Genomic DNA, 15535 nt, shown 5'->3' on the forward strand with positions numbered 1-15535 from the left:
TTACGCCGACGTTTCGCGAGCAATCCCCCTCTGGTTTTATTACAGGCCCCAATGAGCATGACCGGATGATTGTCTACTACATCTTCATAATGCGCGCAAGCATTATACCAGATATTGTGTTGATCGTAGGCATGAACAAACAAGTTCTCCCCTCTTTACCTCGGTTTGCGTATAATTGTCGGCATGACGAAATACCCTCAAAAGCCCCTGTCGGCTTGGGAAGAAGCGGCGGCGCGAAAGCAGGCGCGTATTGATCGGGGCGAATCCCTCTTCGACCCCTTTCTGACCTCTTGAAGCAAGAGGGAGGAATTTTTTCTATTCCCGATCTTCGATGCGCTCCATGTCGTCGTCGCTGAAGCCGAAGTGGTGGCCGATCTCGTGGATCAGCACATGACGCACGACATGAGCCAGTTCCTCGCCTGTTTCGCACCAGTAATCCAGGATCGGGCGATAATAAAGAAGGATCATATCGACATCGCCCGGTGTTTCGGCAACGCTCTTGCGATCCAGCGAAACTCCCCTGTAGAGGCCGAGCAGATCGAACGGACTGTCCAGCTCCATCTCCCTTTCGGTTTCGTCGTCGGGGAATTCCTCGACGCGGATCACCACGTCCTTGACATGACGGATCAGGTCGTCGGGGATCGTCTTCAACGCAGCGCGGGCAATCGCCTCGACATCGCCCATGCCGGGCGGCGTAGTGAATCTTTTACTCATCAGAAACTATTGATCAACTCGACGGACTGGGGGTTGACGGCGCGCTTTCCCTTGCGGATTTCAAAGTGAAGCTGAGGCTTGGCGACCGAGCCGGTAGAGCCGACCCTGGCAATGACCTGGCCCTTGCTGACCTGCTGGCCCCGCGCCACCAGCAACGTCTCGTTGTGAGCGTAGGCGGTGACCCAATCATCCGCGTGTTTGATCAGCAAAAGAAAGCCGAAGCCCCTGATCTCATTGCCGGCGTAGGCGACGACGCCGTTCTCCGCCGCCATGACCGGAGCGCCGCGAGGGGCCGCGATATTGACGCCGTCGTTATGCAGCCCCTTGGCCTTGGGGCCGAAGTCGGACAACACCGTACCCTTAACCGGCCATAAGAACCTCTTGCCGCTTTTCGGCGGCGGATCCGGAACCGCTTCCGGCTTTGCCAGCGGTTCAACAACCGGCGCGTTATTTGCCGCCGGGGCTTCTTCCAGCGGGGCGACGGTCACTACGGACGATTTTTCCGGCGGAGTAACTGCCACTACGGACGATTTTTCCGGCGGAGCGGCCGGCGCCGTTTCCATCTTCCCCCCACCCACCTTGGGTATGTGCAACCATTTTCCGACAATGATGGTGAAAGGAGGCTTGAGGTCATTGATGCGGGCCAATTCATACATGCCGATATTGTAGCGGATGGAAATGCCGGAAAGGGTGTCGCCGCGCACTATCAGATGCTTGATCTCGCCGGGCAGGATGATTCTCTGACCCGCCGTCAGACGGTAAGGCGGCGTCAGGTTATTGGCGTCGATAATGGCGCGCATGGAAACCCCATGGCGGCGGGATAGAATATAAACGGTGTCTTCACTGCCGGCGGTGACGACCAAAGCGCCGGAGTTGCTTGTTTCCATTGCCGGCGGTCGATTGACGTCGCGGGGCCGGTTTCCGGGAGGCGGCCATTCGGCCCAGCCGCATCCGGCCGGCGCCGCGCACACAAGCAGCAGGAAAAGAAAGCGCGACCTCATCTGGTTCCCTCTCCATCGACCAGGGGAACGAAGCGCACGGCGCCCAGGTCTTCGGTCTCGACGCCGTCATTGGTGCGACGAACCAGCTCAAGGCGTTGGTCATGGTCGCCGTCGCCTATCGGCGCCACCATCAGCCCGCCCACCGCAAGCTGTTCCAGCAGCAGAGGCGGCACGTCAATGGCGGCGGCGGTGACCATGATGCGGTCAAAGGGCGCCTGTTCCGGCCAGCCGAGGCTGCCGTCGCCGTGTATGGCCGTGATGTTGGTGAATCTTAGTTCCGTGAAGCGCTTCTCTGCCTCTTCAAGAAGAGGGGCGTGACGCTCGATGGTATAAAGGCGTCGGCACAGGCGGGCCAGAACCGACGCCTGATAACCTGATCCGGTGCCGATCTCCAGCACCTTCATGCGTTCGCCCACATCCAGGGCTTGGGTCATGCGGGCGACCACCATCGGCTGGCTTACCGTCTGATGGTGGCCGATGGGAAGGGCAACATTGTCAAAAGCCTTGGCGCTGAATGGTTCGGAAACGAAAAGTCGGCGCGGCACGCTTTCCATGGCCGCGAGCACCCGTAAATCGGTAATGCCGCCGCCGCGCAGCTCGGCCATCATGCGGGCCATGCCTGATTTCGCGTTCATTGAAACATGGCCTTCAAGGCTTTCAGCGACGGCTTGTGGGTAAGGTCGAGGAACAGCGGGGTCACCGAAATAGCGCCACGGCTCACCGCTTCCAGATCGGCGCCGGGCTTATAGTAATTCTCGGAGCGCTGGGCGCCGATCCAGAAATACGGCTGCCCACGCGGGTCGGCCCCCTCGGCGATTTGATCGCCTATTTTGCGCCGGCCTTGACAGGTGGCCTCGATGCCGGTGACCGACCCGGCGGCAACATCGGGAAAATTAACGTTAATCATCACGTTGCGGGGCCAATCGCCGGCGTACAGGCGCTTGATCACCGTCGCCGCCCATTCCTCGGCAACGGTCCATCGCGGGCCATGCCGGTCGTCGGTTATCTGACTGAAGGCAATGGAGAGGATGCCCAGCAAAGTTCCCTCCATGGCCGCCGCCACGGTTCCCGAATAGGTAACATCCTCGCCCAGGTTGGCGCCGCAGTTGATGCCGGAAAGCACCAGATCGGGACGGCGCTCACGCATGATTTTATTGATCCCCATCAACACGCAGTCGGTAGGAGTGCCGTCAACGGCGAAACGGCGGGCCGAAACCTTGCGGATGCGCAACGGCCGACGCAGGGTCAGCGAGTGACCGGCGCCGCTCTGTTCGCTTTCCGGAGCGACTACCCACACTTCGCCGGCGATAGAGCGGGCGATGCGCTCCAGCAGTTTCAGTCCGGGCGCGTTGATGCCGTCATCGTTGGTGATCAGAATCCGCGCCTGTTTGAGAGGTTTATCAGCCACCCGATATAACCTCCAAGCCGCCCATGTAGGGCCTCAAGACCGCCGGAATCCTGACCGAACCGTCTTCGTTCTGGTAGTTTTCCAGCACGGCGACCAGGGTGCGCCCGACAGCCAGGCCGGAGCCGTTAAGAGTATGGACGAAGCGTATTTCGCCGCCGCCCTCGGGCCGGAAGCGGGCCTTCATGCGACGGGCCTGGAACTCTCCGCAGTCGGAACAGCTTGATATTTCCCGGTAGCGCCCCGCTCCCGGCAGCCACACCTCGATGTCGTAGGTCTTTTGCGCCGAAAAGCCCATGTCTCCGGCGCACAACGTCATCACCCGGTAAGGCAATTCCAGGCGTTTCAGCACTTCCTCGGCGCAAGAGGTCATGCGCTCAAGCTCGGATGCCGATCGGTCAGGATGAACGATGCTGACCAGCTCGACCTTGGCGAACTGGTGCTGGCGGATCATCCCCCTGGTGTCCTTGCCGGCTTTGCCGGCCTCGGAGCGGAAACATGGCGTCATCGCCGTGAAGCGCTTGGGCAGCGCCGATTCGGCGATGATGTCTCCGGCGACCAGATTGGTCAGCGACACCTCGGCGGTGGGGATCAGCCAAAGCCCGTCTTCGGTACGAAACAAATCGGCGGAGAACTTGGGCAATTGCCCGGTTCCGAACAAGGCGCCGTCGCGGACCAGCACCGGCGGGTTGACCTCGACATAGCCGTATTCGCCGGTGTGCAGGTCCAACATGAAAGAGGCCAGCGCCCTTTCCATGCGGGCCAGAGCGCCCTGTAGCACGACGAAGCGGGCGCCGGATATCTTGGCCGCCGCCTCGAAATCCATCAGTCCCAACGCCTCGCCGATATCAAAATGTTCCTTGGGCGGGAAAGCGAAGGACGGCGGTTCGCCGACGCGGCGCTCCTCGCGGTTTTGCGTATCATCTTTGCCGTCGGGGACGTCGGCGGCGGGCAGATTGGGGAAACCGGCGAGCGCCCGCTCCAGTTCCTCGGAGACGACATGCGCCACCCCCTCGGCTTCGGCTTCCTCGGCCTTGGAGCGCGATACATCGGCGATCAGCGCCGTGGCGTCCTCGCCCTTGGCCTTGGCGACGCCGATGGCCTTGGCCGCCTTGTTGCGCATAGCCTGAAGTTCCTGGGCGCGGGTCAAGGCGTCGCGCCGCCGTTGATCCAGTTCCAATAGTTCAGAGGAGGCCGCAGGCAGGCCGCGACAGCTAAGTCCTTCATCGAAGGCCCTGGGGTTGTCGCGTATCCGTTTGATGTCAAACATGGTAAATCCAGTTATGCGAACAGGCGTTAGGCGGCGTCTTTTTCCTCGTTCTCCTTGCGGGTGCGCTCGACCATGCGTACGCAATAGATGGAAATTTCGTAGAGGACGATGATCGGAATCGCAAGCCCGATCTGGCTGATGACGTCCGGCGGAGTGAGAATGGCCGCTACGATAAAGGCTAACACAACGGCGTACTTGCGCTTTTCCTTCATTCCCTTGGACGAGACCATCCCTATCCGGCCCAGCAGCGTCATCACCACCGGCAGTTCAAAACACAGGCCGAAGGCGAAAATAAGCTGCATCACCAGGGATAAATACTGATCAACCTTGGCTTCAAGCTGGATGGGCAGGGTTCCTTCGCCGCCCGGCGATTCAAAACCGAGAAAAAACTTCCAGGCCAGAGGAAAGATAAAGTAGTAGACCAACGCCCCGCCGGTGAAAAAAAGAATCGGCGTCGCCACCAGAAAAGGAAGAAACGCCTTTTTCTCATTGGCGTAAAGCCCCGGCGCGACGAACATCCACACCTGAATGGAAATGAACGGAAAGGCCACGAATAATGCGGCAAAGAAGGACACTTTAAGATAGGTGAAGAACGCTTCGTGCAGGGCGGTAAAGATCAGCCGCCGATTGCCCCCCGTCCCGCTCATGGCGTCGGCCAGCGGCTGCACCAGAAAGCCGTAGATATCGGTGGCGAAGTAGTAGCAGACAAAAAACAGCAGGATGACGGCAATAACCGAGTTGATAAGCCGGCGACGCAGTTCAATCAGGTGCTCGATCAACGGCGCCTTTTGTTCGTCTATCGACTCCTCCGCCATCGCTAAACCTCGTTCGCCTTGGGTGCCTGATCCTTCGGCGCGTTATCGGGCTTGTCTTCAGGAGCAAAAGCGGCCGCGACCTCCTTGCCGGGGTCTATGACCTTCTCTATTTCGTCCTGAAAGTTAAGGGCCGCCGCCCTTTTCGCATCCTCCTTGATGTCTTCAAGGCCGGCTTCGTTGACGATATCGTTAAGGCCGTTATGAAAATCACTGGCAATCTCCCGCGCCTTTCGCACCCACAGGAACATGGTGCGCAGGATGTGCGGAAGCTCCTTGGGACCGACGACGACAATGGTCACGGCGGCGATGACGAAGAGTTCCTGCCAACCGATATCAAACATGAATGCTAAGGTCCAAACCGGTCAGCCTTTCGCCGCCCCATCCTTTTCGGCAACCGATTCGGTTTTTGAAGCCGAAGACGATTCCGCTTCCAGGCTTTTGCGCTCCCGCAGGGGTTCCGTGACGTCTTCCTCATCTTCCTTCATGCCTTTTTTGAAGGACTTAAGGCCTTTTCCGAAATCACCCATGATCCGGGAAATCTTGCCGCCGCCGCCGAAAAGGACGAGGACGACAACCAGAACAATCACCCAGTGCCAAATGCTGAACGAACCCATTTTATTATTCCACCTGTGTTGACGACGCCATGCTGCGCGGATAATGGCAGAAAGCCGCTTCATCCGCAACGCTGTGAAAAAGTCACCACTCAGCGCGTTATGTCATGTTTCGGAAATGATCGAAAACCGTCCATGCTCCGATGATTATGAAACCGACGCCGGCGAACAGCTTGACCGGAACCCGCTCCAGATAGTGGCCGGCGGCGCTTCCCACGAATACCGCAATGGCGGTTGACAGGCACAAGGCGACGGCGGCGGCGATAAACACCATCAGCGGGCCGTGGCTGCGGTCTGCCGCGAACAACATGGTCGCAAGCTGGGTCTTGTCCCCCAGTTCGGCAAGGAAGACCATCGTAAATACCGTTATAAATTGCGTCATGACGTCCTCATGTAGATTGTTGTCACCGATGGCGGGAAAGACATCTGATAACGGCTATCCGCTTTTCGATTTTTTCGATGTAGTCAATGAAGTCCCCGCCCTTGAGGGTTACCCCGGCCTTGACGATGTGAGCCTCTTTTCTTTCGACGAACACATCGACCACCTTGGCCAGATGCTTCTCCCATTTGGCGCCGTAGGCCTTCCAGTCGCCTTTGTACCTGGAGTTCACATAATTGATCGTTTGTTCGTGGGTATTATTCTCCCACCATAAAACATGCGGAAATGCCGGACAAGCGGCCCCTCGGCGTGGAGCAAATGCAACTTCATCAATCCCCTCTTCGGCGGGAGAAGACAGCTTATCGGGATCGAAAAGCGGCAACATCCCTTGCGGCAACCGGCTTTCGACCTCCCTGTCCCGCTTCGTGAGCAATCCCGCGACATCGGCTTCATCGAATTGGTCCCGCGTCAGCGCCGCCTTTTCGTTTGACACCATATCGGTCTTGTCGTCCGCGACAGGCAGTTCCTCAAGGGCCTCAAGGTCCAGGACGATACGATATCCATGTTGCCCGTCGGGCGGCAGGCCGAAGGCCGCCTTTATCCGCACCGCCGTCGCCGTCGGAATGCCGAGGTGGCCGACGCCCCCCTTGCCCCAATCAAAAAAATAGCCCTGAACCACCCCCAGGTTATGCCGGGAATAGCGGGTCGTTTGCCAATTCACCTGCGGAAGGTTGACTATGACCATCGTGCCTGATCGGTTGATGCTGTACGAGAAATCAAACTTACCGCTTACATCAAGAACAATCCGGGTCTTGTCGGGGTATGCGCCGATGCTGATATTGGAAATGACCGGCCTGCCGGCGCGGGAAAACTCCTCCGGCTGAACGCCGGAAGCGTATGAAATCCCCGGCGGACACACAGCCTCCCTCGCCCGTCCCCGCGAAGGCGTCCCTTCCGCAAAAGACGGCGCCGGGAGTGTTGCCGCCACCAGACATCCGGCGGCCAAAAGTAGCGGCAAGCGCGCAGTCAGCACCATCCGCAATCCCATATCTATGTATTCAGAATTATATCTAACACAATATCTTGTGCCGGATACAAAATTTTTCATTCATTACTTGGATGCTGGGCAAACGCGGGAAAACCCGTTAAACATACGGCTATGGCTTACTCTTCATTGCGTGATTTTATCGACTGTCTGGAGCGCGACGGTCGGCTGGTGCGCGTAACCGAGCCGGTTTCCCCCGTTCTTGAGATGACCGAGATTCAAACCCGCCTGTTGGCCGAAGGCGGCCCGGCAGTGCTTTTTGAAAACGTGGTGCGCGAAGACGGCGGCGCTTACGGCATGCCTGTTCTGGTCAACCTGTTCGGAACCGTCGAGCGGGTGGCCTGGGGAATGAACCGGGAAGTGGGCCAACTACGCGAGGTAGGCGAGATGCTGGCCTTCCTCCGGCAACCGGAGCCGCCCGGCGGCTGGCGCGAGGCCCTGGATATGCTGCCTTTGTTCAAACAGGTAATGGCGATGAAGCCCAAGACCGTCGCCACGGCGCCATGCCAGGAGATTGTATTGAGCGGCGACGACATCGACCTTGGGCGCCTGCCCGTTCAGACATGTTGGCCGGGGGAGCCGGCGCCGCTGATCACCTGGCCGCTGGTGGTGACCAGAGGACCGGATGCCGACAAGGAGGGCGGCGACAAGCGTGACGGCTATAACCTCGGCGTCTACCGCATGCAGGTAACCGGTCCGAACACCGTCCTTGTTCGTTGGCTCAGACACCGGGGAGGCGCCCAACAATTCGAGCGCTGGAAGAAGGCGCGCAACGAACCAATGCCTATCGCTATCGTCATCGGCGCTGATCCTGGCGTCATTCTGGCCGCCGTCACGCCGGTGCCGGATACTTTTTCCGAATACCAGTTCGCCGGCTTGCTGCGCGGCAGGAAGGTCGAACTGGCGGATTGCAAAACAGTGCCGTTAAAGGTTCCCGCTGAAGCGGAAATCGTCATCGAAGGCCATGTCTCGCTGGAAGAAACCGCCGACGAAGGCCCCTACGGCGATCACACCGGGTATTATAACGCGGTGGAGCCTTTCCCGGTGGTCACCATCAGCGCCGTCACCATGCGCAAGAACCCCATCTATCTGTCCACCTTCACCGGCCGTCCTCCCGATGAGCCGTCGGTGCTGGCGGAGGCGCTGAACGAAGTATTCATCCCCCTGCTCGTCCAGCAGTTCCCCGAGATCGTTGATTTCTGGCTGCCGCCGGAGGGATGCTCCTACCGCATCGCCGTGGTCTCCATAAAGAAAGCCTATCCGGGCCATGCCAAGCGGGTGATGATGGGAGTATGGTCGTATCTTCGCCAGTTTATTTATACGAAATTCGTTATCGTCGTCGATGACGACATCAACGCCAGGGACTGGAAAGATGTCATGTGGGCGATTTCAACCAATATTGATCCGGCGCGGGACATGACGGTTATCGAGAACACGCCCATCGACTACCTTGATTTCGCCTCGCCGGAATGCGGACTGGGCAGCAAGCTCGGCCTTGACGCCACCGCCAAGATGCCCCCTGAGACCAAACGCCGGTGGGGAAGGAAAATCCGCATGAGCGATGACGTCATCAATGAAGTTACCCGCAAATGGCCGAGCCTGGGCTTGCCGGGCAGCGGCAAACCCGTCTGAAATCAATGGCCGTAAAGAATGACTCTAAAAAATTCTCTCCCTTTGAGAAGGGAGAGTTATCAGTCTGTGTGCTTTGAACACAGAGGCATAGAGGCGCAGAGAAGATTAAGCGAAGTTTTCTTCCTGCTTTTTCTTTATTTTCTCTATCCTCCTCTGTGTCTCTGAGCCTCTGTGTTTCATAAAACAGTGCTTCTTCCGGTCAACACGCCGGGCGTTAGGGGTATCGGCAACAATCTCCCCTGATCCCTCCTTGGTAAGGAGGGGAAAGCGCGGGGGCCACCATGGGTCGATGATTGAGGCCGATGCTCTAATCGTTTTTGCGCGGCGCGGAGGGAAGGCGGAAATATTCGATGCCTTCTTCATCCAGCTCGGAAGTTTCGTCGCCGGTCGCCTCGCCGAAAATACTGCGCTTATCCGCTTCGCCGTAATGAATGCGGCGCGCTTCCTCGGCAAATTGGTCGCCGACATAATCGCTGTTTTTCTCGACGCTTACGCGAAGCCTGTCAACGGCTTTCAGTATCTGCTGCGCCACCTCTCTGGCCCGCGCCTCGGTCGATCTTTCTTCTCCGAGGCTCTTGCCCAGATAGGGAGCCATCGGCGCCTTGCTTATATGCTGGTCGCCGCATTGCGGACATTCGATGCAGCCTGACTCGCACTGCTCGCCATAGGTTTCGCTGTTTTTGAACCAGGCTTCAAACCGGTGGCCTCCGGCGCAACTGAGTTGATAAAGAATCATGGCGAAAGACCGTTATTCCGATTGTCCCAGGTTATCATAATTCGCTTTCTCAATATGTTAACTGTAACGCAAAATCATTAAAAAATGAACAACAATACGGAGCGATTAACTAAACGGTCGATCATGAGTTAGGGATGGTATTTTTCGCTTGGCTTCTCCCGCCAGTTCCGGATTGATATCGGCGATGATAAAACCGACCTCGGCGCCGCCGTCGGCCAGCACGGCGCCCCAAGGATCGACAATCAGCGAATGGCCGAAGGTCTTTCGCCCCCCGGCATGTTCGCCGCATTGGGCGGGGGCGAAAACGAAACAGCCGGTCTCAATCGCCCGCGCTCTTAACAGGACATGCCAGTGGGCCTCGCCGCTGGTGCGGGTAAAAGCGGCGGGAACGGACAGAAAATCAGCCCCGCTCTTGGCCAATGTCCGGTACAGGTGGGGGAAGCGCAGATCATAACAGATGGACATCCCAAGCTTGCCCCAGGGGGTGTCGGCGACAACGGCGCGGGCGCCGGGAATGCGTTCATCGGACTCCCGGTAGACCTCGCCGCCGCCCAGATCGACATCGAACAGGTGAATCTTGTCGTAGTAATCAGCAATGTCTCCATGGCCGTCGATAAGGAACGAGCGATTGGCTATCCTGTCGCCGGACAGCTTGACGGGAAGCGAACCGATCAAAATCCAGGCGCCTGTTTCGCCGGCCAGACGGCGAAAGGCCTTCAGCGCGGCATCCTCGTCCTGGGGCATCGCCTTTGCCGACAGCAGCCGCCGGTCAGGCTCCATCATCGAGGCGTTCTCGGGAAGAAGAATCAGGGACGCGCCCTCGGCGTGAGCCGCCCGCGCCATACCGACGGCGATCTCGACGTTGGGAGCAACCTCACGCGCCGCATTGGTCTGGATGCAGGCAACCTTGAAAGACGCCGCCATGATGATCTTTCAGCCCTTGCCGTCGAGCATGGCATCCAGCTCGCCGCCCAGATTCAGTTCGATAAGATCGTCACATCCTCCCACATGCCTGTCATCGATAAAAATCTGGGGAAGCGTTTTGGCGCCGTCGGCCCTCTCGGTCATCTTTCGGCGGATGTCGGGCTTTTCCGCCACGTCGATCTCGGTATATTGCACGCCCCTCTTGTCCAGTATTTCTTTGGCTATATGGCAATACGGGCAATGGGGCAGAGTGTATATTTCAACATGGGCCATTTTTTGTTCTCCGGTTTATTAATACCTTGGACGCATGACCATAGCCAGCGTCAGCACGTCAACTGCGGCGGCGCCGGCGTCAAGAAGCGTTCGGGCGCATGCCGAGACGGTGGCTCCCGTCGTCATCACGTCGTCAATAAGCAGAATATTCCGGCCCCTGATTGCGTCAACCATGGAGGGCCGCACCGCAAAAGCGCCTTTCATGTTCCGCCGCCGATCCTCCGGCCCGAGGCCTCCCTGGGAGCGCGTTCTTTTACGCCGCACAAGCAGGTCGGGACTGACGGCGATTCCGGTTTGCCGCCCGACCGCCAAGGCCAGCATGGCCGCCTGATTATAGCGCCGGGCAAAAAGCCGCGTCCAATGAAGCGGCACCGGCGCCGCCAGATCGGCGTCAAGGATCAAGTCCGCTCCGGCGCGAACCAGCCACCGGCTGAATGCGGGGACGGCCTCGACGCCGTCGCCGTGCTTGAATGCGATAATCAGCTTGCGGCTGATTTCACCGTAGGCCATCACCGTTCGGGCGCGCCGGTAAACCGGACGCTCGCGGGCGCACGCCCCGCACAAGCCGCCCTCTCCGGGATCAAATTCAAAGGACAGGCCGCAGACGGCGCAATGGGGCGGAGTGACGAAATCGGCCTTGTCCCAGCACGGCGGACACAGGGCGCCCGCTCCATCGACGATGACGCCGCAGCCCATGCATTGAGGCGGCAGCAGGGTATTTAACGCCAGCCTGAAAAAACCGGCGACGGCGGACGGTTCAGTCAATCGGCCGTTTATTGACGAATCAGTCTGTGGCATACAGTAACCATGTCTGATTCCATGTCCGTCTTCAACCGCTCCGTGGTGCGCCTTCACAGAAATCGCGCGGCGGCGACCATTAATGACTGCGATTTCCTTTTAAACGAAGCCGGCGACCGCCTCGCCGACAGGCTTGACGACATCAGGCGGCGGTTTCCGAAGGCTCTTGACCTCGGATGCCACGACGGCCGGCTGGGGCGTTGTTTGCGGGGACGGGGCGGCATAGAAACCCTGGTCCACTGCGACCTGTCCCCGGAAATGGCGCGTTTGGCCGCTCCACCTTGCCTCGCCGCCGATGAGGAGTTCCTGCCCTTTGCCGAGGGAACATTCGATCTGATCATGAGTTGCCTCAGCCTGCATTGGGTCAACGACCTGCCCGGCGCCCTCATTCAGACGCGGCGCATACTCAAGCCGGACGGCCTGTTCCTGGCCTCCATGCTCGGCGGGAGAACATTGAAGGAGTTGCGCCAGGCTCTGGCCGAGGCCGAGATTTATGTAGAGGGGGGATTAAGTCCGCGCATTTCCCCGTTTGCCGAGGTGAAAGACGCCGGCGACCTTCTGCGCCGCGCCGGCTTCGCCCTGCCGGTGGCGGATTCGGACGCCGTCACAGTTTACTATTCAGACCCCTTGAAGCTGATGGCCGACCTTCGCGCCATGGGCGAAGGCAATGCGGTTATCGAGCGCCGCAAGACCTTGTCCAGGCGCGCAACCCTGATCGAGGCGGCGAAGCGCTACCGCGAGATGTTCGGCGACAGGGACGGGCGCGTCCCGGCCACCTTCGAGATCATCACCCTCACCGCCTGGGCGCCGACCCCGTCACAGCAAAAATTGAACCGTTAGCAAATAATCGCTATTATCCGCCGATGAATGACATGAGCGCCGATCACATAACCGCTGAAGAGCGGCATATCGCCATCCACACTCCCGAAAACTTCGAGGGCATGCGCAGGGCCGGAAGGCTGGCCGCCGAAACCCTGGACTACCTTATCCCTTATGTAACGCCGGGGGTTAAGACGGAAGAACTTGACCGTCTCGCTCATGATTTTATCGTTTCCCATAATGCGGTCCCGGCCCCCTTGAACTACCGGGGATTCCCGAAATCCATCTGCACCTCGATCAACCATGTTGTCTGTCACGGCATCCCCGGCGCCCGGACGCTGAGAAACGGCGACATCGTCAACATCGACGTCACGACGATTCTTGACGGTTGGCACGGCGATACCAGCCGCATGTTCTTCGTCGGCAAAGTCGGGGTTAAGGCGCGGCGACTGGTGGATGTCACCTTTGAGGCTATGTGGGAGGGCATCAGGGCGGTCAGGCCGGGCGCCGCCGTCGGCGATATCGGACACGCCATACAAAGCCATGTCGAACCCCGCCGTTTCTCGGTGGTGCGGGATTTCTGCGGCCACGGCCTGGGGCGCGTTTTCCACGAGCCTCCCAACATCATGCATTACGGCAATCCCGGTAAAGGCGTCATCCTGCGCGAGGGCATGTTCTTCACTATCGAGCCGATGATCAACCTGGGGCGATACGAGGTGAAATTGCTGAACGACGGCTGGACGGCGGTAACCAAGGACCGTTCGCTTTCGGCGCAGTTCGAACACTCCATCGGCGTCACCGCCGACGGCTGCGAAGTTTTTACGCTTTCTCCGGCGAACCTCCACCAACCTCCATACGGCGCTTGAGGCGATGGACGACGACCCCGGCAAGTCTCATTATGCCGGCCATCGTGAACGCCTGCGTGAACGATTCATCAAGGGCGGGGCCGAGGCGCTGCCCGATTACGAGTTGCTTGAACTTCTGCTTTTTTCAGCCATACCCCGCCGCGACGTGAAGCCGCTGGCCAAGGCCCTGATCGACAAATTCGGAACCTTCGCCGGCGTCATCAACGCCGAACCGGCGGCGTTGGCGAAAGTGGACGGCATGGGAGAGGTCGCCGTCATCGCCCTCAAAACGGTTCGCGCCGCCGCCTTGCGCCTGATGCGTCGTGAATCGGCGCAAAAGCCGGTGTTAAGCAACTGGCAGGCCCTGATGGACTACTGCTACGCCAATCTGGCCCACAACAAAACCGAACAATTCCAGATTCTTTATCTTAACGCCAGGAACATGATCATCGCCGATGAGGTTCAACAGGAAGGAACCGTCGATCACACTCCCGTCTATCCCCGCGAGGTGGTAAAGCGGGCGCTTGAGTTGGGGGCCGTCGCCCTGATCATGATTCACAACCATCCCAGCGGCGATCCGATCCCCTCCAAGGCCGACATCGAGATGACCAAAAAGGTCAAGGAAGCCGGCGAAAAGCTGGGAATCACCCTGCACGACCACGTCATCATCGCCAAAGGCGGCGCTTACTCGTTCAAGAGCAAGGGCCTGCTTTAGGACATGCGTCCTTTATATTGGGTCGGTCTTGCCTTTTTAATGAAACCACATATGAACCCCTGTGTTTTGACCACCACAGAGGCGCAGAGGCGCAGAGAAGATTAAGTGAAGTTTTCTTCCTGCTTTTTCTTTTTTCTCTCTACCCTCCTCTGTGTCTCTGTGCCTCTGTGGTCCAAAAAACAGTGCTTCCTTCAGTAAACGCGCCGGGCGTTAACGCGAATAGTATTCGGTAACCAGATTCGGTTCCATGACCACCGGGTACGGCACTTCCGCCAGCGTCGGAACGCGCACGAACGTGCCCTGTCTTTTCTTGACATCCACGCTCACATAATCCGGGATGTCGCGTTCAGCCGACTCAACGGCGTCAAGCACCAGGGGAATTTCGCGGGACTTCTCCTTGACCTCGATGACATCGCCCACCTGAATCAGATAGGACGCAATGTTGATCTTCTTGCCGTTGACCTTGATATGACCGTGATTTACGAACTGGCGCGCCGCAAAAACGGTGGGGACGAACTTCATGCGATATATGACTGCGTCAAGACGACGCTCAAGAATGCCGATGAGGTTCTCCGACGTGTCGCCGCGACGGCGGACGGCCTCGGCGTAATAGCGGCGAAACTGCTTCTCGCTGATATTTCCGTAATAGCCCTTGAGCTTCTGCTTGGCCGACATCTGCAATCCGTAATCGGATTCCTTGCGGCGGCGTTGGCCGTGTTCGCCGGGGCGGTAGTCACGGACGTTGACCGGACTTTTGGGACGGCCCCAGAGATTTTCTCCGAGGCGGCGGTTTATCTTGTACTTGGACGCTATGCGTTTTGACATGTCTTCATCTCTTTTTTTATCTGTTTATTTTTTGTCCCGATAGGCCCTTGACGGACGGGGCGGTTAAACCCACTTTCTCGGGAATAAGGCGGGGGAGTATACGCATCAACGGCGTGAAGTCAAACCTTCATCCGCCGCACAATCAGGGAGATTCCAGTTCCGCATCCCAGTACAGGAAATCGCGCCAGCTATGGTGCAGGTGATTGGGAGGAAAAGAGCGTCCGTTTTCCCGTAGTTCAAAATTAGTCGGCATCCGGGGACTGCGGAAGGGAAACAGCCCGGCATCCCCCGGCATCCGGTTGCTCTTTCGCAGATTACACGGCGAGCAGGCGGCGACCACGTTATCCCACGCCGTATTACCGCCCCGCGAGCGGGGGACCACATGATCAAAGGTCAAGTGCTCCGATGGAAAGGCCCGGCGGCAGTACTGACAGGAAAAGTTATCGCGCAGGAAAACGTTAAACCGGGTAAAGGCCGGGCTTTGCGCCATGTGAACATATTCTTTAAGGGCGATGACGCTGGGCAGCCGCATCTCATGACTAGGCGAACGCACCTTGTGGTCGTACTCGGTCACCACGCTGACGCGGCTGAGAAAAACCGCCTTGATCGTTTCCTGCCACGACCACAATGACAAAGGGAAGTAGCTCAACGGCCTGAAGTCGGCGTTGAGAACCAGAGCCGGAAAATTGGAACACGCCATCGACATCGGCTTCTTCCTCCTCCCACTG

At 58.5% G+C, this 15535-nt stretch carries 20 protein-coding genes; 4 read left to right on the forward strand and 16 right to left on the reverse strand.

Annotation, left to right across the window (positions count from 1 at the left end; all coding sequences use genetic code 11):
* Positions 1–315: 315 nt before the first annotated feature.
* From A3H92_04370 to A3H92_04415, 10 genes are all read right to left on the reverse strand, one after another.
* Positions 316–714: an acetylglutamate kinase gene (locus A3H92_04370; protein OHC74920.1), complete on the reverse strand. Its 399-nt coding sequence runs from the start codon at positions 712–714 to the stop codon at positions 316–318.
* Positions 714–1715: a hypothetical protein gene (locus A3H92_04375; GenBank protein ID OHC74921.1), complete on the reverse strand. Its 1002-nt coding sequence runs from the start codon at positions 1713–1715 to the stop codon at positions 714–716. Before A3H92_04375 ends, A3H92_04370 begins: the two co-directional genes overlap by 1 nt.
* Positions 1712–2350: a protein-L-isoaspartate O-methyltransferase gene (locus A3H92_04380; GenBank protein ID OHC74922.1), complete on the reverse strand. Its 639-nt coding sequence runs from the start codon at positions 2348–2350 to the stop codon at positions 1712–1714. The genes A3H92_04375 and A3H92_04380 overlap by 4 nt, the downstream gene beginning before the upstream one ends.
* Positions 2347–3123: a 5'/3'-nucleotidase SurE gene (locus A3H92_04385; GenBank protein OHC74923.1), complete on the reverse strand. Its 777-nt coding sequence runs from the start codon at positions 3121–3123 to the stop codon at positions 2347–2349. Before A3H92_04385 ends, A3H92_04380 begins: the two co-directional genes overlap by 4 nt.
* On the reverse strand, positions 3116–4390 hold the full coding sequence (locus A3H92_04390; protein OHC74924.1) for a serine--tRNA ligase: 1275 nt from the start codon (positions 4388–4390) through the stop codon (positions 3116–3118). The genes A3H92_04385 and A3H92_04390 overlap by 8 nt, the downstream gene beginning before the upstream one ends.
* Positions 4391–4416: 26 nt before the next feature.
* Complete coding sequence (locus A3H92_04395) at positions 4417–5205, reverse strand: twin arginine-targeting protein translocase TatC (protein OHC74925.1); 789 nt, start codon at positions 5203–5205, stop codon at positions 4417–4419.
* A 2-nt stretch (positions 5206–5207) separates the two neighbouring features.
* The gene (locus tag A3H92_04400) at positions 5208–5546 is read right to left on the reverse strand and encodes a twin arginine-targeting protein translocase TatB (GenBank protein ID OHC74926.1); all 339 of its coding nucleotides are present in this window, start codon (positions 5544–5546) and stop codon (positions 5208–5210) included.
* 21 nt (positions 5547–5567) lie between these two features.
* On the reverse strand, positions 5568–5819 hold the full coding sequence (locus tag A3H92_04405; GenBank protein OHC74927.1) for a hypothetical protein: 252 nt from the start codon (positions 5817–5819) through the stop codon (positions 5568–5570).
* A gap of 97 nt (positions 5820–5916) precedes the next feature.
* Complete coding sequence (locus tag A3H92_04410; GenBank protein OHC74928.1) at positions 5917–6198, reverse strand: hypothetical protein; 282 nt, start codon at positions 6196–6198, stop codon at positions 5917–5919.
* Between the two features lie 22 nt (positions 6199–6220).
* Positions 6221–7114 (reverse strand): hypothetical protein, encoded by an 894-nt coding sequence (locus tag A3H92_04415; protein OHC74929.1) that lies wholly within the window; start codon positions 7112–7114, stop codon positions 6221–6223.
* Positions 7115–7354: 240 nt separating this feature from the next.
* Between A3H92_04415 and A3H92_04420 the strand changes: the two genes are divergently transcribed.
* Entirely contained in the window at positions 7355–8872 is a 1518-nt protein-coding gene (locus tag A3H92_04420) for a hypothetical protein (GenBank protein OHC74930.1), read from the forward strand.
* 307 nt (positions 8873–9179) lie between these two features.
* Here A3H92_04420 and A3H92_04425 read toward each other — a convergent pair whose 3' ends face one another.
* From A3H92_04425 to A3H92_04440, 4 genes are all read right to left on the reverse strand, one after another.
* Positions 9180–9608, reverse strand: a complete 429-nt coding sequence (locus tag A3H92_04425; GenBank protein OHC74931.1) for a hypothetical protein — start codon at positions 9606–9608, stop codon at positions 9180–9182.
* A 105-nt stretch (positions 9609–9713) separates the two neighbouring features.
* A complete protein-coding gene (locus tag A3H92_04430) occupies positions 9714–10532 on the reverse strand; it encodes an amidohydrolase (protein ID OHC74932.1) in 819 nt (272 codons plus the stop codon).
* Between the two features lie 9 nt (positions 10533–10541).
* Complete coding sequence (locus A3H92_04435) at positions 10542–10805, reverse strand: glutaredoxin 3 (protein ID OHC74933.1); 264 nt, start codon at positions 10803–10805, stop codon at positions 10542–10544.
* Positions 10806–10823: 18 nt separating this feature from the next.
* The gene (locus A3H92_04440; protein OHC74934.1) at positions 10824–11570 is read right to left on the reverse strand and encodes an amidophosphoribosyltransferase; all 747 of its coding nucleotides are present in this window, start codon (positions 11568–11570) and stop codon (positions 10824–10826) included.
* Between the two features lie 54 nt (positions 11571–11624).
* On the opposite strand from A3H92_04440, the gene A3H92_04445 reads away from it, so the two are divergent.
* From A3H92_04445 to A3H92_04455, 3 genes are read left to right on the forward strand one after another with little or no spacing between them, the layout of a single operon-like run.
* Positions 11625–12443, forward strand: coding sequence for an SAM-dependent methyltransferase (locus A3H92_04445; GenBank protein ID OHC74985.1), 819 nt, complete (start codon positions 11625–11627; stop codon positions 12441–12443).
* Positions 12444–12475: 32 nt separating this feature from the next.
* The gene (locus A3H92_04450; protein ID OHC74986.1) at positions 12476–13288 is read left to right on the forward strand and encodes a type I methionyl aminopeptidase; all 813 of its coding nucleotides are present in this window, start codon (positions 12476–12478) and stop codon (positions 13286–13288) included.
* Between the two features lie 4 nt (positions 13289–13292).
* On the forward strand, positions 13293–13982 hold the full coding sequence (locus A3H92_04455; protein ID OHC74935.1) for a hypothetical protein: 690 nt from the start codon (positions 13293–13295) through the stop codon (positions 13980–13982).
* Positions 13983–14192: 210 nt separating this feature from the next.
* On the opposite strand, the gene A3H92_04460 is transcribed toward A3H92_04455, so the two are convergent.
* Both A3H92_04460 and A3H92_04465 read right to left on the reverse strand, forming a co-directional pair.
* Complete coding sequence (locus A3H92_04460) at positions 14193–14807, reverse strand: 30S ribosomal protein S4 (protein OHC74936.1); 615 nt, start codon at positions 14805–14807, stop codon at positions 14193–14195.
* 142 nt (positions 14808–14949) lie between these two features.
* Positions 14950–15507 carry an MFS transporter gene (locus tag A3H92_04465; GenBank protein OHC74987.1) on the reverse strand — a complete coding sequence of 186 codons (558 nt, stop codon included), beginning with the start codon at positions 15505–15507 and terminating at the stop codon, positions 14950–14952.
* Positions 15508–15535: the final 28 nt, after the last annotated feature.

Source organism: Rhodospirillales bacterium RIFCSPLOWO2_02_FULL_58_16, from assembly GCA_001830425.1.
In the GTDB taxonomy this organism is placed as follows: Bacteria; Pseudomonadota; Alphaproteobacteria; order Rhodospirillales; family 2-02-FULL-58-16; genus 2-02-FULL-58-16.